The organism is Streptomyces sp. NPDC048192, assembly GCF_043202415.1.
Classification (GTDB): Bacteria; Actinomycetota; Actinomycetes; order Streptomycetales; family Streptomycetaceae; genus Streptomyces.
In genome coordinates, this window is record NZ_JBIDAL010000011.1 from 142,114 (window position 1) to 164,164 (window position 22,051).

The following is a 22,051-nucleotide window of genomic DNA, read 5'->3' on the forward strand; positions in this document are numbered from 1 at the left end:
CCGCTTGTGAAGCGGTGCGCCACTGCTCCGTCACCTCGCACACGGGACGCAGCTGGAGGCGCCCTGACCGGGCGGCCGGCCTGCGATGTTCGCCACCGAGCAGGTCTCTGAGGACCGTGGCGGTCGGGCGCCATGGGTCCCCCTCGTACGGCCCTGTGACGGTCCTGGGGTCTACGGCAGCGCGCCTCGTGCTGCCGCCCATGCCTGCTCGAACTCCTCGGCCGGGATGACAGCGGCGGTGAACTCCTCCTGTTCGTTGATCTCCGCAAGCGGAGGCACAGGCACCTCTCCCAACATGGTGCTCGGGCTCCGTCGCGACTCGTCCGCCCAATCGAGCCGGCCGGCACGGAAGACCTCAACCTTGCGGGCCTCGTACCGGTCTTCGCCGATCTCGCTGAGGATCTCCACCGGCTCATCCGGGAAGTCGTGATGCCAGACGACCTTGAGGTACCACATGCTGTGCCTGCCTCCACGTTCGATGCACGCGCTACTCTCGGGACACTGTCCTTCTCCTCGCGCTCGGTCAGGATCTGGAAGAGGAGTTCGGCGCCGGGGCGGTAGAAGAGCCTCCGTCGCGCCTGCCACCAGCGCAGCCTGCCGTCGGTCCTTGTCGCGGCATGGCCTTGGCAGAGAGGACGGCGTCGGCGTTCTCTGGTAAGGGAACGGTGAGAACGGATAGGTGATCCCGATTTCGGCAGCAACTCGTCTACGCTTCAAGGGATTTGACGATCAGTAGGCCGGACGATGGTGCTTCCATTGCCGGCTATGTGGTGGTCGGAGTCGACCATCCCTACGACTCTGGTGAGGTGGAGTTCCCGGACGGCCGCGTGGTCGTCAACCGCCCCGACGACGCGAGCGACGAGGCCCGCACGGCAGCGGTCGAGGTGCGCGCAGCCGATCTGCGATTCGTCCTCGACCAGCTGACCGTGGTGGAGGAGGGCGGCAACCCCGACGCCGAGGGGCGTCCGCTCCCGCGCGGGCTGGGCGGGACGCTGGACCTCACGCGAGTCGGCGCTTTCGGGCACTCGCGGGGCGGCGCCGCGTCGGCGGCGGTGATGCATCTGGACGAGCGGGTGCGGGCCGGTGTCGATCTGGACGGCGCGCTGTACGGGCCGGTGGTCGAGCACGGTCTCGACCGGCCGTTCCTGCTGATGGACACAGCGGTTCACGACGGGTTGAACGAGGACGCGTCCTGGCCGCCGTTCTGGGCGCGCCTGAGCGATTGGCACCGCTGTCTGCGCCTCGCGGACGCCGACCACAACTGCTTCACCGACATTGTGGCCATCGCCCCGCAGCTGCCCGAACCGGTGCGTGACACGCTGCAGATCGGTGCGATTCCGGCAGACCGCGCGGTGGCTGCCGTACGGGCGACCATGCGGGCCTTCTTCGATCTCCAGCTGCGCGGCCGCCCGGACACCGGGCATCTGCTGTGGGGGGCCTCGCAGCGCTGTCCCGAGATCGAGTACATCGCCTGATAGCGACCAACACCGGACGCCTTTGAGGACGCCTCCCGCAGCAACGCCGTCGCATTCGGCCGCTCGCCCGTGGTCGCCGAGCAGGAGGTCACAAGACCGCACCGCAGCTCCAGGACGCCGGCCCCCACTTCGACGACCAGCCGCCCACTTGACCCTGCGCGCCGTGGCGGCGCGAGCCGGGCGGGTGCCGGGGCGGGCGGGGTGGGCGATGCTGAAGAGGTGCGGGGTGTCGTAGCCCGGTGGTGGAGCCCGGCGGCCTACGCCGCTTCGGGCCGCCGAGCCGTGCGGGTGTCGCTGGTCGCGGCGACGGGGTTCTACGTCTTCCGTTACGGCCTGGACCGCCCCGTGGCGGCGACCTACGCCCTGTTCGCCGCCATCGCGCTGGGCGGGCTGTCGCGGATCCCCGGCACCGGGCGGCAGCGGGCGGCCATGGAGCTGCGGGCGGTGCCCCTGTGCTGGGCCCTGGTGGTGATCGGCACCTACCTGTCGGTGCGTACCTGGAGCGCCGCCGTCGGCATGCTGGCGGTCGGCTTCACCCTGGCCTTCTCCGGCGTGGGCGGACCGCGCTGGGCGGGGACGGCACCGGGCCTGCAACTGCTCTACATCCTGCCCTCCTTCCCGCCCTACGATCCGGACTCGCTCGGCGACCGGCTGATCGGGACGAGCACCGGTGTGGCGCTGCTCGTCGCGGCGGAGGCGCTGCTCCTGACCGAGCCGACCCCTCCGCCCTACGAAAAGCGGGCCGCCGAGGCCGCGCGGACCGCCGCGCAGTGCGCTCGGCGCCTTGCCACACCGCCGTACGCCCTGACCGAAGCTGACCGGGCAACGGCACAACAGGCCGGTCAAGCGCTGCGGCCACTGCACGTGCCGGAGGCGGAGCGCCCGGCCGGACCGGGTAGACGGGATCGCGCCCTTGCGCACACCGGCCTCGCGACCCGCACGCTGCTGAGCCGGCTGGCAGGGCTGGGTCCAGACCGCGGCGAAGCGGACCCTGCGGTCACGGCAGTGCTGCGCGCGGTGGCGGAGCTGGCGGGGGCGACCGCCGGCTGTCTGCGGTCCGGGCCGTCGCCGGTGGCGCCCTACGAGGCGTTGGTCGCGGCGCGCGCACGCCTTTCGGCCGCATCGGCCGGGCCGTTCGGAGGCGGTGTGCCGGACCTCGCTCCGGCCGTGCTGCGCGGGCACGCCGCCGTGCTGGAGGTCGCCGACGCGGCGCTGGCCATGGGCGTCGCCGCCGATCTGGCCGTACGGGGCCGGCACGCCGAGGTGCCGGTCCCGCCGGGCCGCTTCTGGTACGCCACGATGTGGGCCCCGCTGCTGTGGTGGCACCGGCTGCGGGGGCACGTCGGGCGCCGGTCGGTGTTCTTCCAGAACGCGGTGCGCATCGCCCTCGCACTGACGGCAGCACGGCTCGTGGCCGGGGTGGACACCCTGCCCCACGGGTTCTGGGCCATGCTCGCGACGCTCACCCTCACCCGGACGACCCTGGACGAGACATGGCACACCATCCGCCTGGCGCTGGCGGGCACCCTCGCCGGCGCGCTGGTCACCGCAGGGACGCTGACCGTGGCCGGGACGGATACTGGCTTCTACGCGGTGCTGCTGCCGGTGTGGATGCTGATCGCGTTCGCCGTCGGGCCGGTCCGGGGCGTCGGCTGGGCGCAGGGCCTGTTCACCGTGCTCGTGGCGCTGGTCTTCGCGCAGCTCGCGCCGCCGACCTGGCACCTGGCGGAGGTGCGGGTGCTGGACGTGCTGGTCGGCAGTGCGATCGGCGCGGTCTTCGGGGTACTGGCGTGGCCGCGCGGCGCCCACGACGAGCTGCGCTACGCGGCCGCGGAGCTGCTGCGGAGGGCGGCGGAGATCGTCGTGGCGACCAGCGCCTCGGCCGCGCAGGGGACAGCGGCGGCCCCGCCGTGGGGAGCGCCGCCCGGTCACCGGTCGCTGCACCGCTCGGTCATCCTCGCGGAGTCCGCGTACGCCCAGTACCAGAGCGAGCCGCAGCGCTTCGGCGGCCGGGCCCGCACAGTGCCGCCCGCGGTGGACTGGCAGGCGACGCTGATGGCCGGCCATCACACCCTGTGGGGCTCGCAGAGGCTGCTCGAGCCGCCGCGCGCCGTGCTGGGCCCGGTGGCGGCGGAGGCACTCGCAGGGGTAGGGGAGCGTGTGGCGGGGCGGATGTTGCTGGTCTCGGCGGCGCTGGATCCCGGCGGTGACACGCCGAGCGCGCCCGTGCCGTCGATCGACGTCACCTTCGCGGAGCTCGCCGCCGAGCCACCGGACGCGCCGCGGCTGTACTACGCGATGGTGTCGTGGCTGGAGTCGCTGGCGACGGACCTGGCGCGGATCAGTTCCGGGCCGGGGAGGGCCGAGAGCGGTTAGGGCGGCTGACGTCCGCGTCAAGCGACGCAGGCCCCATCTCTAGGCAGTCACCCAGCTCGGGTACGCCCCGCGGCTGGACCAGGCGCCCGTGTGGGTGCGTGACCTGGCAAGGCGGAGGGCCGTAGGCACAAGCGGCAGGTCCCGACAGCGGTGGCGGTTGTCCTGCCGAGCCTCGACAATCGGAGTCGTCGGTCGATGCCACGTGGAGCTGTGGTCAGCCTGACCGTGGCGGTGCAGGTGGTGGTGTCGCGTACGGGGAGTGTCGGTCTCCCATGGGCTGCTCCCCCTCCGGCACGTCCATTGGCGTCGACAGACGCTGGCCGTGACCCGGCACAGGCAGGGTGTGTCCCAGGCCGAGTAATGCTTCGTCACTGATGCCGGGAGGATGAGTCGTGGCACTCACCGAGACGGATCTGCTCAAGATGGGCGACGCGGGTTTGGTGGAGCTGTTTCGTACCAGTCCGCCCGGTGACATTCCCCAGGGTCCGCTGGAGGGTACCGGGATCATCCGGTGGGGAGGCAGCTGGGCGGCTCAGCCGCTGGCCTGGCTGGTACGCATGACGCTGTGGCGGGGAAAGGTCTTCGACCCCGAAGGCTATCTCAGCAATCGGATGACCGCGTTCGATCTGCTGGCGATCGTGGCCCAGGTGTATACCGGGCCGAGCCTGATGGATGAACAGGACTGCATCGTCATCGACTACTCCAAGCTCTCACTGGTCGCTCGTGGCGTGCGCGACGAGATGCGCGAAGTCGAACCTGGGCTGTACCTGGGCGTGGTCTGGCTGCTGGGGACCCGGGTCGGCTGGTTCACGCTGAGAGTGCCTGAGAGGGGCGCCGGAACAGTCCGAGCCAAGGCGACTGGGGCCGAGGTCCCCGGCTGATCTTCGGGGTGGGGACCGTGCATGGGCGGCCCCTGTTTTCCCCCCGGCCAAGTACGGGGGACGGCTCATCAGCGCACTCCTCGCGAGGCGAAGCGGCGCATCCACATGTCCGCGCCCTGTCCGGTAACGCAGAGCAAAGGGACGATCATGAGCACCTCCCGCTTCGGGGTGTTGAGACTGGCGTCGGCCACCGCCGTCGCCGCATGCGCCGCTTTCGCCCTGCCGGGGGTGGCAGCGCCCGGCGCCGCGCCCGTCACCGTGCAAGGGACTGTGACCGGGGCGGGGAAGCCACTGTCAGGCTCTCCGGTCGTGCTCATGGCAGGGTCACGCTCCGGGGTCAAGAAGCTGGGTCAGGCCACGACCGACGCGCACGGCTCTTTTCGGATCACCTACCCCAAGCCTGCCGATGCGGTGGTGTATGTAGAGGCCGTGTCCGGACAGGCGCACCGGTTCCGGCTGCGCACGGTCGTCGGGTTCGGCACGGGTGGCGGGGTGTCGGAGCGGAGCGTGAGCAAGGTGACCGTCAACGAACTGACCACGGTCGCCGCGACGTACGCCCTCGCCCAGTTCAGCGACGAACGCGGCATCTCCGGACCCGCTCCCGGTCTGCAGAACGCCGCCGCTACCTCCTTCAGCCTCGCCGATCCGGCGACGGGAAAGGCCGGAGGGCCCCTCACCGGAGACAGCGCCAACAGCCAGACGCTGGCCACGCAGAGCACGCTCGCCAACCTCGTTTCCCTGTGCGTGACGGACAACGCGCGATGCGGCCAGTTGCTCCGACTGGCGACACCGTCCGGTGGGAGCAGACCGGCCGACACCGTGCAGGCCATCCTCAGCCTGGCCCACAACCCGACACAGTCACCGCGCGGTCTGCAGGCCTTGGCGCGCGCCGCGAACGTCTTCACGCCGTCGCTCAGCACGGCGCCCCAGTCCTGGATCCTGGCGGTGCGCCACACCGCCGACCAGCTCTACGCGCCAGGACGCATCGCCTTCGACGCCCGGGGCAACGTATGGGCGACCAACAACTGGAAGCCCGGAACACGCGACCCCAACTCCTACGTCACCGTGCAGGACCCGACCGGCCGGCCGGTCCTGGGCAGCCCCGTCAGCGGGGGCGGCATGAAGGCCGGCGCCTGGGGACTCGCGATCGATCATGACGGATCCGTGTGGGCGCCCAGCTACGGGGGCAACGCGATGTCGAAGTACTCCGCATCCGGCAAGCCGCTGTCACCCTCCGCGGGCTGGAAGAACGGCGACTTCGTCAAACCGCAGGGCGTCGCCGTCGACCAGCGCGGCAACGTATGGATCGCCAACTCCCACGGTCTCAAGGGCAAGCCGGGTGCAGGCAGCGTCGTTGTCTACCCGCACGGCGACCCGAGCAAGGCCATCACCATCACCGACAAGAGTCTCAACCACCCCTTCGCGGTCCAGATCGACGGCCAGGGAAGGGCCTGGGTCACCAACAGCCACCTCTCCTTCGAAGAGATCAGGCAATCGCGGCGGCCACGTAACGTCGGCGGAAGCGTCACCGTCATCGGCTCCGACTTCAAGCCGATCTCCTCCACCACCGGCTCATCGCTCCAAGCACCCGTCGGACTCGCCCTGGATTCCAAGGGCAACGCCTGGGTAGCCAACTTCTTCAGCAGCGCCATCACCGAGATCCGGCCGAACGGAACCGTCGCGGGGGTGCACCACCTGGCCAAGAAGGTGTTCCCCTGGTCGGTCGCCATCGACGGCCAGGACCGCGTATGGATCGCCGGCTTCGGCGACTCGTCCGTGTCACTCCTGTGCGGGGTGAACAGCGCAGCCTGTCCTCCCGGCGCGTCCGCCGGCACCGCGCTGTCCCCTGAACGGGGCTTCCAGAACAAAGCGATCCAGCACCTCACAGCAGTGCAGATCGACTCCTCCGGCAATGCCTGGGTGGCCAACAACTGGAGCAGGCTCGTCCCACCCACCGGCGGCGTGGGCCTGGTCGAACTCATCGGTGCAGCCATCCCGGTCTGTACCCCCCTCACCCCGCTGCCCGTGCGCCCGTCGTCGTCGGCCCCGACCGCGTGTCCGAAATAGCGTGCGGCAGGCTGACAGCGCCGACGTTGGTCCACGGAGTCAGCAATCAGCCAGAAGAAGATCCAGCCCCGCTCCCCGGGCCGCCGAGCGCAGCGATCAGCGCGGGACAGGCCTGCGCGGGGACTGAGCAGGGCAGTTCCGTGGGCGGTGCGGCGGTGCTGTCGTGACCGGAGTTGCAGACCCCTTCACCCCGGCCCGGGGAGCGTTTGCCGTTGTCGGATGTGCGTTGGTGAAAAGGGCGGAGAGCGGAGGGCGAACGACAAACCGAGGGGGACTTCTGAGGCGGGCCCGTCCCCGGAGTGCCGCACGGCAGGGACCCCTTGCAGAGCATGCGTTACTGCGTACCGCTTGACGGCGTTCGAAAAGAGGCCGCGATCTGCTGTGCGTACTGATCCTCGGGCCCGAAGGCCTGGACCGCTCGGTAGGCCTCCTGGGCCCGATTGGTCTCGCACAGCAGCCGGACAAGGACATACAGAGCGTCACGGTCACCATCTTTGGCGCGGCTGCGCAGAATCGCCTCCATTCCCTGATCGCGGAGCGATCTGTTGAGTCTCCGACGTGCATGGACATCCGTGAGGGCGAGCTCCGTGAGTTGGGGGAACCGTCCCGCACGGGCGAGCAGATCCATGTGCCACAGATGGTTGCCGTGCATGGAGTGGTCGGTGGAGAAGCACTCGGCGTGGGCGCTCACCAACGAGATGGCTGTATCCCAGTCCTGGACCTCTTCCGCTGTCCGCGCCTGCTCGAACCAGTCCACAGAGCGAGTATCGCGTAGCGCAGTCGCGTTCAGCGTGGCGGGGCAGCTGATGAAGGACTCTCCGCACGACAGCGCTCGGCCGGCCTCGGACCCTGGCGCCGCCGGGAAGGTTTGCCGGGGTCAGTTCTTCCCGGAACTGGTGCGGTGGGAGTTCGCGTAGACCACCCGTGCTCGGCCAGGTGTTGTCGTACCCCCTGTGTAGCGTCCAGGCCGGAGTCAGGCTCATGCTCTGCGGTTGACGGAGGCGCGCGGATGACGAGTACGACAGGCGAGGCCGTGGTGGCGGTCTCCCGGCACATCGACGCCCCGGCGGGGGAGATCTTCCGGATCCTGGCCGATCCCGGACGGCACCTGGATCTCGACGGCTCGGGGATGCTGCGCGGTGGTGTCTGCGACGCCGTGGTTTCGGGTGTCGGGGACGTCTTCGTGATGCGGATGCACTACGAGCGCTACGGCGATTACGAGATGATCAACCGCGTCGTCGAGTACGAGTCGGGCCGCCGGATCGGCTGGGAACCGAGGCCCGGTCGTGGGCACCCGGACGCCACCGCGTCCGGGGCCGCGTGGGGCCACAGGTGGATCTTCGACCTGCTCCCGGATGATGCGGGGGCGACGGTGGTGACCGAGATCTTCGACGGTTCGCGTATGCCGGAGGACAAACGCGCGGAAGTGGACAGCGGTCGCGCCTGGTGGCAGACGAAGATGGTGAGCACCCTGGACCGCCTCGCTGCACTGTGCGCCGCCCGGTGAACTCGGAACTCGAAGCCTTCAAGGGCGCCCTGGACCGTCAGCGTGAGCACGTCGTCGGGATCCTCGAAGGGCTCTCGGAGAAGGATCTGCGGCGGCCGGTCCTGCCCAGCGGCTAGGCGCGCCGGCGCAGGCCGCCACAGGCCCCTGGCCGTACTGTCGGACCCGGCTGCGAAGATCACACCCATGGATCTCGCTGAAGCTCTCGCCGGGCTCGACACCCACCCCTGGGCCTCGGTCTCGCATGCCTACGGCCCCGCCGAGGACCTGCCCCACCTGCTGCGCGCCCTCGCCGAGGGCGGCGGGGACGTCGGGGAGGAGGCGATCTCCGAGCTGTACTCGTGCATCCTCCACCAGGGCACGGTGTATTCCGCCAGTGTGGACGCCGTCCCGTACCTCGCGCGGATCGCCGCTGCCGACCGGCCTGGGACGACCGAAGTCCTGGGCCTCCTCGGCGGGCTGGCCGAGAGCGATGACGAATGGGAGATCGCGCCGGGCGCCGTCCGGGCCGCCGTCGCTGCCCAGATCCCGGTGCTGACACCGCTGCTGGCACATGAAGACGTGAACGTCCGCCTGCTCACTGCCTGGACGCTCGGCCACACCAGGGACACCCAGGTGGCCTCGGGGGCTCTGCGGAGACGATGGACGGCCGAGGCCGACCCCGGGGTCCGGGCCGAACTCCTCATCGCCCTCAGCCGGGTGGACAACTCCGGCGCCGTCGTGGAGGCCCGCGCACTGCTCGGCGCGGACACGCCGGCGCCACTGCGGCTGTCCGCGCTCCTCGTCACCCTGGCCGCCGGGGAGCCGTGGACAGACGCCCACCACGATGCCGCGCTCGGCCTGCTGCCCGCTCGTGCATTCACCGTCGACCGGTACAGCATGCACCACCGCGAGCCGCTTCACACGATCGTCGACAGCCTGCTGCGCCGCGGGACCGAGGCAGACCGCGAAGCCGCCTTCGCGCTGCTGGACACCGCCCTTCGGGACGACCGCCCCGAGGTGCGGACCGAGGCGCTCTCCGCGGCCGACCACGCCTGCTACCTCTCCCGCAGCGCCCCTCGGCGACTCGTCCCCACCCTCGCTTCCCTCGCCGCCGAGCACCCGGCGTCGACCCTGCTCGGCAAGCTCGGGCCGGCTGCCGCCGAGGCCGCGCCCGTCCTCGCCGATCTCGCCGCCCAACCCGACGACAAGGCGGCTGACCAGGCATTGGCCGTGCTCGTCCGGGTCGCGCCCCGGCAGGCCGCCCCGCTGCTGGCCCGGCACCTCGATCGGCGCCCCCGGGCGCTCGACGCCGCAAGCGACTTCCACGCGCCGACCTACCCCTTCCACCCGGCCCTGCTCGCCGCCGTCCGCGTACGACTGGCCGCAGACGGGCTCGGCAACAACGAGACCGCGCACCTGGTCCACCTCCTGCGCCAGTGGGGCCCGCAGGCCGCTGCCGCCCTGCCCGAGCTGTACACCGTGCTGTCCCGCTTCCCGTACGCGGCCACCGCCATCACCGCCGTGGCGGCGGCCGGCCCGCGGGCCGTACGCGAGCAGGCCGGTGCCGTGCTGCGGGCCGCTGCCGGGTCGCTGATGGTGGCGCGGGCCCACCACGAGCTCACCGGCGAGACCGACGTCCTGCTCGACGCCGTCGCCACGGCGCTCGGCGCCGGCCCGCATGAGGTGGCCGAGGCTGCCCAGGCCGCCGCCGCCCTCGGCGCGACGGCTGCCGCACTGCTCCCCGCCCTCCGGGCAGCCCTCGGCAAGGACCCCGAGCCGACCACACCGCAGCTGGACGGCGACATCGCGATCGCCACCGCCCTGTGGCAGATCGACGGCGCCGCCGAGGAGGCCGTCACGGTCTTGGCCTCCGTGCTGGACCGCACCACTGGCGGCCGGCCCTGGTACCGGTGGACCGTCGTCCGCGCCCTCCGCGCCACCGCCCTCCTCGGCGCGTCCGCCCGGCCCCTGATCCCCCGACTGGAACAACTGCTCGCCGACCCCGAGAAGGCCCCCGCCGCCGCCCTCGCCCTGCTCGCCATCAGCGACCCCGACGTCGTCGATCTCGGCCGCCTCGCCGAGGCCGCCCTCCACGCCGCCGAAACCGGAGCGGACGTCGCCGGCGCCTGCGAGGCTCTCCAAGCCCTCGGTGCCACCGCCCTGAACACTCAGCAGCGCCGGCGCGTCGCCGAACTCGCCGACGGGGACCGACGCATCGTCGGCTCAGGCGTCGCGAACAGCATCATCTGCGAAGACGAGCGGCTGCGCGCCATCCTGACCGCCATCTGATCCCGAGGCCGGGGCGGAGACGCAATCGATCGCCGCCCCGGCCCGCCCGGAAAGCATGCTGCAGGATGGACGTGGAGGCTGAGGTCGTTCGCCGCGCACAGGTGCAGCGCATCTCGGGCAGGGCGCCGTCCCGGCTGCGGCGCGCCGGCCGACTTCGTCGACGCGAACGGGGCATTTCGGCGTGATGTGATCGGGGACCGCAGGCCGAGTTGCGGCTCGGCGTCCCATGCCCGGAACCGCTCCACCTCGGTGAACTCCAGCTTCGCCGCGAGCCGCATCGAGCGGACGATGGCGGTCTGGATGGTGAGCGCCGCCGGTTCGCCGGGAAGCGCGCCGGCGAGACAACCGCCTGCCGACCTCTCGTGAGACTGAAGGGGTACGTCCAGGACGCAGGGCCAGCGGCTGCTGCCGGCCCGCCTGAGTCCGCAGGCCGGTCCAGGCGCCCGGTGGGCCACGCCGCGCACGTGCTGAGCGGCGCACTGCTCTCTCGGGCTACCGCTGAAGCCGCGCCTCAGCCTTGGCGCGGTACTTCTCGAACTTCTCCGGCCGGTAGCGTTGCTGCCACAGCACGTTCAGCACGGACAGGCCCATCAGGACCAGGACACCGAGTGCCCAAACGGTCGTCACCTGCCAACTGTGATGCGCGACAATGTTCGACAGCACCGTGAAAGCAAGGCAACTGGCCGACATCGACGCCTGCCGTATCCACCATCTTCGAGACATGCCCGCACCCTAAGCAGCCCCGCGGCGGACCAACGATCAAGGAGATGCAAAGCCTCACCCGTGGCCTCCCCGCGCCGATGTAGAGCTGCGGCACCGGCGCGCCACGGCCGAGAGCCCGTCGGACAGGCGGTGGTTCGTCGCGGCGACCTGCTGATGGGGACGCACAGTGGGGTGCGACGATGCAGGCATGCGGGAGTTGGGTCAGCTGATCGATGTCGAGGAACCGGCCTGGCCGGAACTCAAGGAGACACTGGATGCAAGTCCGGTGCCTGTCCAAGTGCTTGCAGTCGATAGCGATCTGGGGAGGGCATCGATTCTTCAGCTTCAGGTCACGGCCCGGTCGTACGTGGGTGCGATGGTGCTGCACTGCGGTGGTCTGCTGGTGGACGACGGATGGTTGCGCCTCTTCGGCAGCCCGGTGGAAGGGGCTGCGCACGGGGTGCCGGGTCTGGCTCGCGTGAATCAGTTCCCCGCCGGGTTCGACCCGGCCTGGCGGCCGGAGGCCGGTTTGGTGGTGGCACAGGATGTACTGGGCGGCGTCTTCGCTCTCAACGGTGCCGCTCCCACCGCTGCCGGCCAGCCGGGCGAGGTGGTCTACTTCGCCCCCGATTCCCTTCGCTGGGAGGCGTTGGGTGTCGGTTACTCGGCGTGGCTGGCCTGGCTGGTGTCCGGGGCGCTCGATGAGTTCTACGCCGATCTGCGCTGGCCCGGCTGGCGCGAGGAGGTCCGGGCACTCGACGGTCATCAGGGCCTGTCACTGTTCCCGCCGTTGTGGTCTGCGGAGGCGCACCAGGACATCTCCGCGACCAGCCGCCGCGCCGTACCCATGAGAGAGCTGCTCGGCGTTGCCCGGGACTCATGCCGGCAGTTCGACGGCGTTGATCCGGGCTTTCTCGGCGCCGTGTGAATCGGCCGCCCCGTCCAGGCGGAGATAGCGGGTCGAGGCGTCAGCGATCCGGGCGCGGTCAGAGAGCGGGTGCTCACCCAGCCGGCACGCTGTAGTACTCAGCCGGATCCACTCTTCGCTGCGGTGCGGGACGGGCCAGTTGCGGCCGGGCGGGCGCTGCCGGTGCCCGTGGGGGAGTGAGCCCTGCGTGCCGAACCTCCCAGGCAACCGGTCACCGCAGCCGTAGATGCCGGCAGCCCCGAATTAGAGCCGATTCTCGGCCGGGGCCATGACCCACCTCGTCAACGCCGCGACAGCCCTGGGCGAGGTGAGTGCTGCATCCGACCCCGAGCGGCCCGTTGGGCTTGCCGAGAGCCGGGCCATGCGCCTGCACACCAACCGGCATGGACCTGGACGAACTCAACGCCCCCACGTCCTGCTGATGTGCCCGCGCATCATGGCCGACGGCGGAGGTTCCCGCAGTAGCGGCCCGCCTCACACCATCGTCGCCGCCGCACAGGGTGGGAGCGGCGACACCGCACGGACCTTGCAATCCCTTCAGCGGCCTACCGCAGCAGCTCCGTCGCATACGGCCACCCGCCCGTGACCGCCGAGCCGATCGAACAGGCCCGCACCGCCGCCCAGGACGCCGGACCCTACTCCGACGACCTCAAGCGCAGCCGCCTGCCGTACCTTCAGTGCTCGCAGAGGGAGAATTCACGTTCGTAGATTTGCTCGTTGTGTTCGGCGATGAAGAACTTGCGTTCCCGCATGAGTTCTTCGCGGTAGGCCCTGGCCTGTTCCAGCGTCATGGTCGAGGTGGTGGACCAGGGTTGCTGGGGTGGCACATCGGAGGTCGAGACGATCTTCTCCGAGGGATCGACGAGGAAGAAAGCGAGGATTTTGCGATGCCCCGGGCGCGTGGGGTCCGCGAGGCCGAATGAGCCGACGCGGTGTTGCAGGATGTTCGGGAATGCCAGGCAGCGGCCTGCCGGGGTCGACGCCGATCCCAGCACCTGGTTCAGCGCATCCTCGTCCTCCAGGCCGTAGACCTCACGCACACCGTTGTCGTCGTTCTGTTCGTAGTGCGGGTCGTCGAGTGCCGCCCGGAAGCTCAGCCGGCTCTCGGTGATGTTCTCGCTGTCCCAGTAGTAGATGCCGGTCGAGACGATCCGCTCGTTCAGCATTCCCTCGACATGCCAGGAACCACCGGGGTACTCCGGCCTGTCGGGGGTGAGCTGAATGGTGGCGAGCTTGACGATGACCTGGAGACGGCGGCCGCGCAGGTCGACGCGGGCGGTGTCGTCGGGCGACTCGGGCGGGGTGAAGACGGGAGCGTCCGGGACGACCGGCCGGCGGTTCTCCCACCATTCGTCCTGGGCCTCTTCCCATGCGCGGACGGCTTCTGCGTAGGCCTCGTCATCGCTGTAGGACGCCTTGTCCGGATACTCCGGCTCCGAGTCGTACCACCCGTAGGGGTCGGCCTCGATGCGCAGGGGCCGCGGATGACGCAGGTCGGTGAGCACCTTCTCCCACAGCGGGAGGAAGCGTGCGAACAAGTCCGGCAGTACGGAGGCCAGTTCCTGATGCGTTTCGGGGTGGAGGTTATTGACGTACGAGCGGAAGCTGACATCGCCGTCGTCACTGACGTCCACGTCCGTGGGCAGCCACTGGAACCTCTCGGAGAACTCGTGCTTCGAGTAGCGGTCCGTCGGGTTCCGCCAAGCCTGCTCGGGTGCGCCGCTCACCTCTTTCACCAGGCAGAACAAGGAGGGATGAACCAGATCCAGCACTTGGCCGTCGGATCCGGGATGCCAGTCCTTCTCCGCGTCGGGGACCTCTTCCAGAACCCGAACCGCCTCACGCAGCCGGGACCTGAGCTCATCGTCGACCAAGGTGTCCGACTGCCACACCCCGTCGACGGCGGACACCTCGATGCCGGTTCGCCCATCGCGCAGCGCGGCGTAATGGGCGAGCTCGTCGACGACGTACCGGATCTGCGCTTCGGTGAGACCCTGGTCGATCGCTTCTCGCATCCATCTGGCGACGATGTCGGCGTCGTTCATCTTCTCGAACCACCACGGCTTTTCCCGGATGCGCGCGCTGCACTCCATCATCTCGAGTTCCCGCAGTGTTCGGGGCTGGGCGAAAGGTATGGAACGGGAAGTCTGAAAAGGCAGCGGGAAAGCGGACAGGCCGGTCAACTCTCTTGATCCTCCCAGTCGGTGTGTGGTGGCAGGAACGATACGTGAGCCCACTGACAGTGCAGGCGAGCACCTTCCCGGGGACCTCGGACAGCAGAGCGACCGTCCCGGCGATACGTTGGACCGTCGGTGTGACGCGGGGCGTGTTCGTGGAAGCTGTCGGCTGTGGGCCGGTCGCTGACCGACGGAACCCTCGGTCGGTCACTGCCTGTCCCCGTCTTGGTCGCTTTCGTTGCTGCTCTGCCCGTTGGCTCGGGGGAGGCGAGCGCAGGTCCCGATCGTCAGCTCGTCGAAGGCGGTCTCCACGCGTCTGGCGGCGCGGTCCTGTGCAGCACGTCAGCGAGCAGGTGTGCCGGCAGCCGGCGAAAGCCGAAACGGGGGCCTACGGATGCGGACCGCGGCGCACGCTTTCGGGGCGCCCACCACCGCGCCCCTGCGGCCGGCGCGCCGAACTCGGCTGCGGCCCGGCCGCCCGCACCGGCCCGCAGCGCAAGGCTGTTACCGGCTACTACCTCGCCTTTTCCTCCGACGAGATGCCCCTGCAGTTTGGACGGGGCGGCCCTGAAGCTCGGCGCATCGGCCTCGACAATCAGGCCCAGGCCCGCTCGGAGACGCCGGCCTGGCTCGGGCAGAACTCCGCGCCCTGAACGACGCCGAAGGGGCTGGATTCGGCCTTCCTCGCCTGCTCTCTCACGCCGTCCCGCGGCTTCGCGGACGCTGTCGAGCCCGCCGCGGTCCTGACCTGGCCAGCCTGCTACCTCCGGGTGCTCTCAGCGCGGCAGCCGCAGGGCGCGGGTGGCGCAGTACCGGCTGAGCAGGACTCCGAGCACGCCGAAGGCGGCCAGTGGCACGGCCAGGAGGAGCAGGGGGAGGTTCGCCGGTGTCCCCGAGACGTCCTCGGCGAGGGCGAGCCCGAGCATGAGGACGAACACGATCACCGCCGCGACGCTCGCCCACTGCCACCCCTTGCGCTGCCCGGCCCGCCGCAGGATCCGGGCTTCGATCTCGGGTCGCTGCTCGCCGGGCATGCCGTACCACCGGGCCTGCGAGCGCAGGGCGGCGACTTCGGCGTAGGGGTCGTCGAGTTGCCACTCGTTGATGTGCGGCAGCAGGAAGCGGCGGCCCTCGGTGTCGTACAGGTAGGCCGGCCACCCGGGCTGGGTACTCAGGGCGTGGCTGCCGGAAGGCTCGACGCGCAGGTCGTAGACGGCCGGCCAGGCCCAGGTACGTGTCCGCAGGGGGCCTTGCCGGGTGACTCCCGCGTCCGTCACCACGGTGCGCGCCCGCCACTCGGTCAGGACGCCCCAGACGCCGACCGCGACGAGGAGCGCCAGTGCGACGGGCGCCCACCACAGCGGTACGTCGTGGCGGGTGCGGATGATCTGCAACGCGGCATTGCCCACGAGGATGAAGGAGAGCAGCGCGGCGCGTTGAGGCCGTCTTCGTACTCTGCGGTACACCCGTGCCGAGCTGTCCTCGTCCATGGAGGCCCCCCTTTTCCGGCGCACCCGACGGTGCGCGAACGAGGAGAGGTTAGACCCCGGGTCCAGGCAGGTCACCGGGGGGGTCCGGCACACTGGGCGGGCGTGGACTGCCTGCGTGCGGCAGGGCGGACGTCGTGACGGAGGCGTTCAGCCCGTGCTGAGGCGCAGCGCGGTGCCGACGCGAGTGGTCTGATCCGCCTGCGCGAGGACCGGGCTGCCGCGGCGTTCACCTGAGCCGGAATGTCCCCGCGTTCCGCGGCGAGCTTGTCGTGGATCAGCGGTCCATTGCCGAGTGATTGCCGAGTGAACGAATTGAGTCGACCAGTAAGCCTGGCCGCATGCGACCAGGCTCATCGACCGTGCTCGGTATCAGATCGTGTCGCTGTTTCCGGGCGTGATGCGTCCACGCCATTCTCCGGACTCGCCGCCGCGCCGCTCGATGTACTGCTTGAAACGCTTCATGTCTCCCTGGACGCGCCGGTCCAGCATGCCGGTCATGTCGGCGGCCATTTCCGTTGCTCCGCTCGGCTCGACCTCCATGGCGAGTTCCACCCGGGTGTGCATGTCGTCGATGCGTTCGAAGCGGACTGTGCCCTTCTGACTCGTATCGCCCGTGGTGGTGCGCCACGTAATGCGGTCGTCGGGCAGCTGGTCGACGATTTCGGTGTCGAACTCTCGCCGGACCCCACCGATCTTGGTGGTCCAGTGGTTGTGGCGGTCATCCAGTTGCCTGACCTCCTCGACGCCTTCCATGAAGTCCGGGAACGTCTCGAACTGGGTCCACTGGTTGTAGGCGGTGCGAACAGGCACGTCCACGTCCACCGCTTTCTTGATCATGCTCATCAGTGCGCCTCCGTGGGTGCGATCCAGTGCAGGTGGCGAGTACCCGGTGCGCCACCACCCACCCACCCGGGCTCCTGACCCTTGCCGGCGTGGAGCCTGACCGGCCGGTGGCGCACTAGCGCATCGGCCGCATCGGACGGGCGGTAGGCCGGTAGGCCCTTCACAAGCGAGACCACGTGGCTGTCGCAGGGTCCTACGGCACTTGCTCCACTCGCACACGTGCCGTAGGCGAGGCCGGCCGATCACGCAGCCGCCCCGTCACACTCGCGGAGCTGGACGCCTGGCTGCCCGCCGCACTGGGTGACCGTGTACGCAGACGAGAAGGCCGCCCGTGACTGCCGCAACTGTGGTTCTGGGGTGCTCTCACTCCAGCCGCCGCATGCACCATTCCGGCGCGCCACGGCGTGCTCGTAGCCGCGGTGGCCGCTGCAGTGTTCGCCATGGCCGCTCGCGGAGCCGAACTGCTCGCGGGCGGCGGAGGAACCGCCGTGCTCGATGGCCGCCCCGGCGCTCATAGGCGCGCCGCGCCGCCGCGGGGCCTCAGGCGAGGCGGCGCAGTGCTTCGTCGTCTGTGCTGCCGGGCTCGGGGAAGTACACGTACAGCACGTGTCCCTCGGGGCCGGTGAGCGCGAAGGTCTCGAACTTGAGGCGGAGGACGCCGATGCCGGAGACGCGCAGTTGCTTCTCGCCCATCGTGCGCTCGTACACGTCGTGGGAGTCCCACAGCGTCCGGAACCTGTCACTGCGCTCGCGCATGTCCGCCACGAAGCCGTCGAGTTCTCCGCGGCGCTCGACGGCGGTGGCACGCAGACCGGCGACAGCCTGGAGGGCGATCTCGTCCCAGTCCGGATACACCGTGTGCGCCCTGGGGTCGAGGAAGGTGAACTCGATCAGGTTGTGCCCCGGGCTCCAGGCGGGGTGGACCCGGGCAGCGAGGGCGGTGCCGGCTAGGACGTCACGGCTGGGGCCGACGATGAACGCGGGCAGGTCGGCCCACCGCTCCAGGAGCTGCAGCACCCCGGGCCGCACAGCGCGGGCGGGCACGATCTCGCGTTCTGCCGGTTCCGGTGACGGCATCGCCAGGGACCACAGGTAGGACCGCTCGGTGTCGTCCAGGCGCAGCGCACGGGCCAGAGCCTGCAGGATCTCGGCGGAAGGGCGCCGGTCGCGGCCCTGCTCGATCCGGGTGTAGTAGGACGGGCTGAGCCCTGCGAGCAGCGCCAGTTCCTCGCGACGCAGCCCCTTCACCCGCCGTCGCTTGGTGTCGACGACCCCCACGGAGGCGGCGTCGATCCTCTCCCTGCGGCTGCGCAGGAAGGAACCGAGCTGATTGTCATCACGTGCCATCCGGATCAACGGTACCGCTCCTCACCGCGCTCGGCCGCCGCTGCGCCGCACGCGAAGCTGACCCTCCGAGAGCCCCCCTCAAGGGGGTGTGGCACGCGTTCCGGCTCACCACTTTCATGGAGGCATGCCGAACGACATGAACAAAACGAAGGTCTGGCTGATCACCGGATGCTCCAAAGGCCTGGGCCGCGCCTTGGCCGCACACGCCCTGGAGCGCGGTGACCGCGTAGCAGTCACGGCCCGCGACCGCGCAGCCGTGACCGATCTCACCGCAGGGTACGGCGAGCGCGCGCTGGCTCGGGATCTGGACGTCACCGACTCCGCGTCGGTGACTGCAGCGGTGCGGGAATGCGAACGAATATTCGGGCGCATCGACATCCTCGTCAACAACGCCGGCTACGGCTACCTCGCCGCCATCGAAGAGGGCGAGGACACCGCAGTACGCGCGCTGTACGACACCAACGTGCACGGCGTGGTGACCGTCCTCAAGGCCGTACTGCCCGGCATGCGGTCCCGCCGCGCGGGGCGCGTCATCAACATCTCCTCCTTCGGCGGTCTGGCCGCCTTCGCCGCGACCGGCTACTACCACGCCACGAAGTTCGCCCTGGAGGGTCTTTCGGAGTCGCTGGCCGCGGAACTCGCACCGCTCGGCATCGCGGTGACGATCGCCGAGCCGGGCGGTCTGCGTACCCAGTGGGCGGGCGAATCCATGCAGCAGTCCCCGATACGCCTGGACGACTACGAGCAGACCGCCGGCAGGCGTCGTGAGGCCACGCTGGCCGCCTCCGGCCGCCAGCCCGGCGACCCGGCTCGCGCCGCCGCGGCCATCGCCGCGACGGTGGACAGCGAAGTACCACCGCGTCGGCTGCTGCTCGGCTCCGACGCGCTCGCCGGAACACGCGCCCGCCTGGAACGGATGCGAGAGGAGATCGATGCGAACGAGGCACTGACCGTGAGCGTGGATAGGACCTGACCGCTGTGGACGGCTGCAACCAGGACACATGGGCGTGAGGGGCGTGTTCGCGCCCGTCGCTGCGCCAGGCACTGACGGGCGTCGAGCACGCGCGTGGTCGCCGGCTCGACGTAGGCAGCCGGAACCTTGTTCTCGAGGACCCCGGTGACGCGCTGTTCAGAGTTCCGCCGGAGTCCGGGACTGAGGCCAGCCGGCAGACCAGTGTCGCGCTGTCGCACGATGCGGCCGGACCGGAATGCTTTCCCAGACCACCTCGAAGATGGACCGGATCAGCGCAGGCCGGCGAAGAGGTCGTTCTCGGGCACAGCCGCGCCGGTGGTGTCGTGGACGCGTACGAAGGTTTCGACACCCATCAGTTCGGTGAACTTCATCTGGCCCATCTTGAGGAAGAAGATGTTCTCGCCCTGACTGGCGTGCGCGGCCAGCGCATCGAACTTCTGACCGCCGAACGCGGTGGTGTCCACCCAGGTGGTGATCTCCTCGTCCGGGAGCCCGATCTCGGCCATCGCGGCGGCCTCCGCGGGATCCGGCTCCTGCCAGTCCGCACCGAACTCCCGCATGACCTCCCCGAATCTCCGCATCATCGAGCGGGGCGCCGTCGTCCAGTACACCTTCCGTGCCGACTCGGTCATCGCCAGCGCCGCCATCGTGATGCGGTGCGCCTGGATGTGGTCGGGGTGGCCGTAGAAGCCGTTCTCGTCGTAGGTGACGACCACGTCGGGACGGTAGCGGCGCATGAGTTCCGCGAGCCGGGCGGCGCCCTCCTCCACTGGTGTCCGCCAGAAGGATCCGGGGACTTCGTTGGTCGGCCAGCCCATCATCCCGGAGTCGGCGTAGTCCAGGGTCTCCAGGTGACTGACGTTCAGAATCGCGCAACTCGACTCGAGTTCCTGCCTCCGCATCACCGCGACGGCCGCCGGGTCGTGCCCGGGATCACCCGGCTTGACACCTCCCGGTCCGTCACCGCACCTGCCGTCGGTACACGTCACAAGGACCGTGCGGATGCCTTCCGCTGCGTACCGCGCGAGAACACCTCCCGTTCCCGTGGCCTCGTCGTCGGGGTGGGCGTGTACCGCCATGAGCGTCAAGGGCCGGTCATTCACGAAACAGTCCTCCTGGGGTGTAAAGCGTCGGTCCGAGTCTGCACCAGGTGTACGAGTGGTCACCCCGATGCCCGCGCGGTGTCGGTTCCTCGGCAGGTGCAACAACGCCGCTGGCATCGGCTGTTCCCGCCGCGCAGGAGACGCGGCGGATGGCCCCCGGCAGGGCACGGCGACCGGGCGGAGCCAACCGCGTGCCGCCGGGTGCGGCGGTGGGACCATCCAGCCGAGGGCGGCACCGAACCGTCGCCGATTCCCATGGGCCTCGACGACGGCCGCACCAGTCTCGCCGCACGGGCCTGGGGATCTCAGCGTTCCCCGAACGGCCCATGCGTTCATGGGAGTTCAAGGTGGCGAACGCGTTGGCGATCACCTCCTCCTTGGGCAGGTGCCGTTGGAACGGGGTGATGATGCCGCCGGGCTGCAGGGCGCAGGGCACAGGACGAAGGCGCAGGACGAAGGCGCGGCCACCGACGTGCCGGCCGAGCTTGTCCAGCTGGACGGCGAACAGGACGTTGGCGGACTTGGCCTGCCCGCAGGCGCCCCACTTGTTGTAGCCCTGCCGCCAGTGGAGGCCCCGCAGGACGTCGTCGGCGGTGCTGACATAACGCGGAGCCCGAGCCACCGCGGGAGAAGAGCCCGTGCCGCAGACGCCCTGCCCCTGGGCTCGTGCGGTTCAGCGCGGGCCCCACCCGCACAGCGAGCTCGCTCCGGTCACGGTGTGTCATACACCCGGCGGAGTAGTCAGGACGACTCCCCCCGCACGATGTCCCGGGGTGGGCCATGGGCGATGCTGTGGGCTGTGACAGCTGATCTTCGCGCGCAGCGGCCACGCCGTACCCGGCTGCGGCGGTGGCTGCGGCGCGCCGCCCTGGGCTGTGCCGTCGTGCTGGCGGTCGCCACGGCGGCCTCATTCGTCTACAACTCCGTTACGGCCGGGCGCGCCGCGCCGCCGCGGGGCCTCAGGTACGTACAGGCCGCCGATATCCGCACACGCTTCAAGACCTGGGGCACGACGGGCCCGCCGGTCGTCCTGGTGCACGGCGCCTTCGAATCCGTGGACACCTGGTCGCGTCTCGCCCCGCTGCTCGCCCGGGACCACCGGGTGTACGCGCTCGACCTGACGGGCGACGGATACAGCGAGCGCCACGGTCCGTACACCGTCGACCATTTCACGCGGCAACTCCTCGGCTTCTTGGACGCCATGCACCTCGGCGGACCGGAGGAGCGCCCGCTGCTGGTGGGGCACTCCAGCGGTGCCGCCGTGGTCACCGAGGCGGCCCTGCGCGCCCCCGGCCGGCTGGGCGGTGTGATGCTCCTGGACGGCGACGCCCTCGACACGGGCGCCGGGCCGCCGCGGGCCTTCAAGTACGTGCTGATCGACCCGTACCGCACCAGCCTGCTGCGGATCGGCCTCGGTATCGACGCGGTGATCCGCAGCGTGTACGACGCCCAGTGCGGACCTGCCTGTCCGCGCCTGGACTCGGCCGGCCTGGATCAGTGGCGGCGCCCCCTGCAGGTGCCGGGCGCGGAGAAAGCGCTCTGGAGCATGCTGGCCGCCGGGGTGCCGGGCCTGCCCGCCGACCAGGTGGCCCGGTTCGCCGGAGTGCACATGCCCAAGTCGGTGGTGTTCGGCGCCCAGGACGACGTGTTCACCCGGCAGACACCGCAGGAGACCGCCCGACGCATCGGCGCACCGCCCGCGACCCTCATTCCAGGCGCCCGGCACCTGACGATGATCTCCAGCCCTCAGGCCGTCGCAAGGGCCGTGGACAGACTCACGGAGGCCTCGATCAGGTCATCCCGCTGACAGCCGATTGATCTGACCTCTGCCGCACCGCCTTTCTCCACTCGCCGGGCGCATGCATCCTGTTGCGGGCACGCCAGACGTCCTGCGCACCGGGCAGTGGAGCGGAT

17 protein-coding genes and 1 pseudogene are annotated in these 22,051 nt (G+C 70.2%); 9 read left to right on the plus strand and 9 right to left on the minus strand.

Features of this window, described 5'->3' with window-relative positions; genetic code table 11:
• Positions 1-171 precede the first annotated feature (171 nt).
• Positions 172-456, minus strand: coding sequence for a DUF6881 domain-containing protein (locus ACGFZN_RS24710; protein WP_393860652.1), 285 nt, complete (start codon positions 454-456; stop codon positions 172-174).
• Between the two features lie 350 nt (positions 457-806).
• Between ACGFZN_RS24710 and ACGFZN_RS24715 the strand changes: the two genes are divergently transcribed.
• The 4 genes from ACGFZN_RS24715 to ACGFZN_RS24730 all read left to right on the plus strand — a co-directional run bounded on the left by ACGFZN_RS24715 (position 807) and on the right by ACGFZN_RS24730 (position 6,799).
• Positions 807-1,475, plus strand: coding sequence for a hypothetical protein (locus ACGFZN_RS24715; RefSeq protein WP_393860653.1), 669 nt, complete (start codon positions 807-809; stop codon positions 1,473-1,475).
• Between the two features lie 219 nt (positions 1,476-1,694).
• The gene (locus ACGFZN_RS24720) at positions 1,695-3,851 is read left to right on the plus strand and encodes an FUSC family protein (protein WP_393860654.1); all 2,157 of its coding nucleotides are present in this window, start codon (positions 1,695-1,697) and stop codon (positions 3,849-3,851) included.
• A gap of 392 nt (positions 3,852-4,243) precedes the next feature.
• A complete protein-coding gene (locus tag ACGFZN_RS24725; protein WP_393860655.1) occupies positions 4,244-4,732 on the plus strand; it encodes a hypothetical protein in 489 nt (162 codons plus the stop codon).
• A 315-nt stretch (positions 4,733-5,047) separates the two neighbouring features.
• The gene (locus ACGFZN_RS24730) at positions 5,048-6,799 is read left to right on the plus strand and encodes an NHL repeat-containing protein (RefSeq protein ID WP_393860656.1); all 1,752 of its coding nucleotides are present in this window, start codon (positions 5,048-5,050) and stop codon (positions 6,797-6,799) included.
• Positions 6,800-7,133: 334 nt separating this feature from the next.
• On the opposite strand, the gene ACGFZN_RS24735 is transcribed toward ACGFZN_RS24730, so the two are convergent.
• Complete coding sequence (locus tag ACGFZN_RS24735; protein WP_393860657.1) at positions 7,134-7,556, minus strand: hypothetical protein; 423 nt, start codon at positions 7,554-7,556, stop codon at positions 7,134-7,136.
• A 252-nt stretch (positions 7,557-7,808) separates the two neighbouring features.
• Between ACGFZN_RS24735 and ACGFZN_RS24740 the strand changes: the two genes are divergently transcribed.
• Together ACGFZN_RS24740 and ACGFZN_RS24745 are read left to right on the plus strand one after the other, a co-directional pair.
• Complete coding sequence (locus ACGFZN_RS24740) at positions 7,809-8,306, plus strand: hypothetical protein (RefSeq protein ID WP_393860658.1); 498 nt, start codon at positions 7,809-7,811, stop codon at positions 8,304-8,306.
• A gap of 183 nt (positions 8,307-8,489) precedes the next feature.
• On the plus strand, positions 8,490-10,574 hold the full coding sequence (locus ACGFZN_RS24745; RefSeq protein WP_393860659.1) for a hypothetical protein: 2,085 nt from the start codon (positions 8,490-8,492) through the stop codon (positions 10,572-10,574).
• Positions 10,575-10,759: 185 nt separating this feature from the next.
• Here ACGFZN_RS24745 and ACGFZN_RS24750 read toward each other — a convergent pair.
• Positions 10,760-10,909, minus strand: a pseudogene (locus tag ACGFZN_RS24750) (GNAT family N-acetyltransferase); the annotation flags it as partial.
• A 157-nt stretch (positions 10,910-11,066) separates the two neighbouring features.
• Entirely contained in the window at positions 11,067-11,201 is a 135-nt protein-coding gene (locus tag ACGFZN_RS24755; protein WP_393860660.1) for a hypothetical protein, read from the minus strand.
• Positions 11,202-11,484: 283 nt separating this feature from the next.
• Here ACGFZN_RS24755 and ACGFZN_RS24760 point away from each other — a divergent pair, with 283 nt between their 5' ends.
• Complete coding sequence (locus ACGFZN_RS24760) at positions 11,485-12,204, plus strand: DUF2625 domain-containing protein (RefSeq protein ID WP_393860661.1); 720 nt, start codon at positions 11,485-11,487, stop codon at positions 12,202-12,204.
• 674 nt (positions 12,205-12,878) lie between these two features.
• Here the strand turns inward: ACGFZN_RS24760 and ACGFZN_RS24765 are convergent.
• The 4 genes from ACGFZN_RS24765 to ACGFZN_RS24780 form a co-directional block, all read right to left on the minus strand.
• A complete protein-coding gene (locus ACGFZN_RS24765) occupies positions 12,879-14,387 on the minus strand; it encodes a DUF4246 domain-containing protein (protein WP_393860662.1) in 1,509 nt (502 codons plus the stop codon).
• Positions 14,388-15,157: 770 nt separating this feature from the next.
• Entirely contained in the window at positions 15,158-15,871 is a 714-nt protein-coding gene (locus tag ACGFZN_RS24770) for a PH domain-containing protein (RefSeq protein WP_393860663.1), read from the minus strand.
• 369 nt (positions 15,872-16,240) lie between these two features.
• On the minus strand, positions 16,241-16,714 hold the full coding sequence (locus ACGFZN_RS24775) for an SRPBCC family protein (RefSeq protein WP_393860664.1): 474 nt from the start codon (positions 16,712-16,714) through the stop codon (positions 16,241-16,243).
• A gap of 540 nt (positions 16,715-17,254) precedes the next feature.
• Entirely contained in the window at positions 17,255-18,061 is an 807-nt protein-coding gene (locus ACGFZN_RS24780; RefSeq protein WP_393860665.1) for a helix-turn-helix domain-containing protein, read from the minus strand.
• 124 nt (positions 18,062-18,185) lie between these two features.
• Here ACGFZN_RS24780 and ACGFZN_RS24785 point away from each other — a divergent pair, with 124 nt between their 5' ends.
• Positions 18,186-19,034, plus strand: coding sequence for an oxidoreductase (locus ACGFZN_RS24785; RefSeq protein WP_393860666.1), 849 nt, complete (start codon positions 18,186-18,188; stop codon positions 19,032-19,034).
• A 269-nt stretch (positions 19,035-19,303) separates the two neighbouring features.
• On the opposite strand, the gene ACGFZN_RS24790 is transcribed toward ACGFZN_RS24785, so the two are convergent.
• Positions 19,304-20,137, minus strand: coding sequence for a PIG-L family deacetylase (locus ACGFZN_RS24790; protein WP_393860667.1), 834 nt, complete (start codon positions 20,135-20,137; stop codon positions 19,304-19,306).
• 799 nt (positions 20,138-20,936) lie between these two features.
• Here ACGFZN_RS24790 and ACGFZN_RS24795 point away from each other — a divergent pair.
• Positions 20,937-21,944, plus strand: coding sequence for an alpha/beta fold hydrolase (locus ACGFZN_RS24795; protein ID WP_393860668.1), 1,008 nt, complete (start codon positions 20,937-20,939; stop codon positions 21,942-21,944).
• Positions 21,945-22,051 lie beyond the last annotated feature (107 nt).

What these genes read in the sequence shown, in the direction of transcription:
- ACGFZN_RS24745 (WP_393860659.1), top strand. Translation starts at nt 8,490, where the DNA reads ATGGATCTCGCTGAAGCTCTCGCCGGGCTCGACACCCACCCCTGGGCC.
- ACGFZN_RS24710 (WP_393860652.1), bottom strand. Translation starts at nt 456, where the DNA reads ATGTGGTACCTCAAGGTCGTCTGGCATCACGACTTCCCGGATGAGCCG.
- ACGFZN_RS24770 (WP_393860663.1), bottom strand. Translation starts at nt 15,871, where the DNA reads ATGGACGAGGACAGCTCGGCACGGGTGTACCGCAGAGTACGAAGACGG.
- ACGFZN_RS24760 (WP_393860661.1), top strand. Translation starts at nt 11,485, where the DNA reads ATGCGGGAGTTGGGTCAGCTGATCGATGTCGAGGAACCGGCCTGGCCG.
- ACGFZN_RS24730 (WP_393860656.1), top strand. Translation starts at nt 5,048, where the DNA reads ATGGCAGGGTCACGCTCCGGGGTCAAGAAGCTGGGTCAGGCCACGACC.
- ACGFZN_RS24780 (WP_393860665.1), bottom strand. Translation starts at nt 18,061, where the DNA reads ATGGCACGTGATGACAATCAGCTCGGTTCCTTCCTGCGCAGCCGCAGG.
- ACGFZN_RS24740 (WP_393860658.1), top strand. Translation starts at nt 7,809, where the DNA reads ATGACGAGTACGACAGGCGAGGCCGTGGTGGCGGTCTCCCGGCACATC.
- ACGFZN_RS24785 (WP_393860666.1), top strand. Translation starts at nt 18,186, where the DNA reads ATGCCGAACGACATGAACAAAACGAAGGTCTGGCTGATCACCGGATGC.
- ACGFZN_RS24775 (WP_393860664.1), bottom strand. Translation starts at nt 16,714, where the DNA reads ATGAGCATGATCAAGAAAGCGGTGGACGTGGACGTGCCTGTTCGCACC.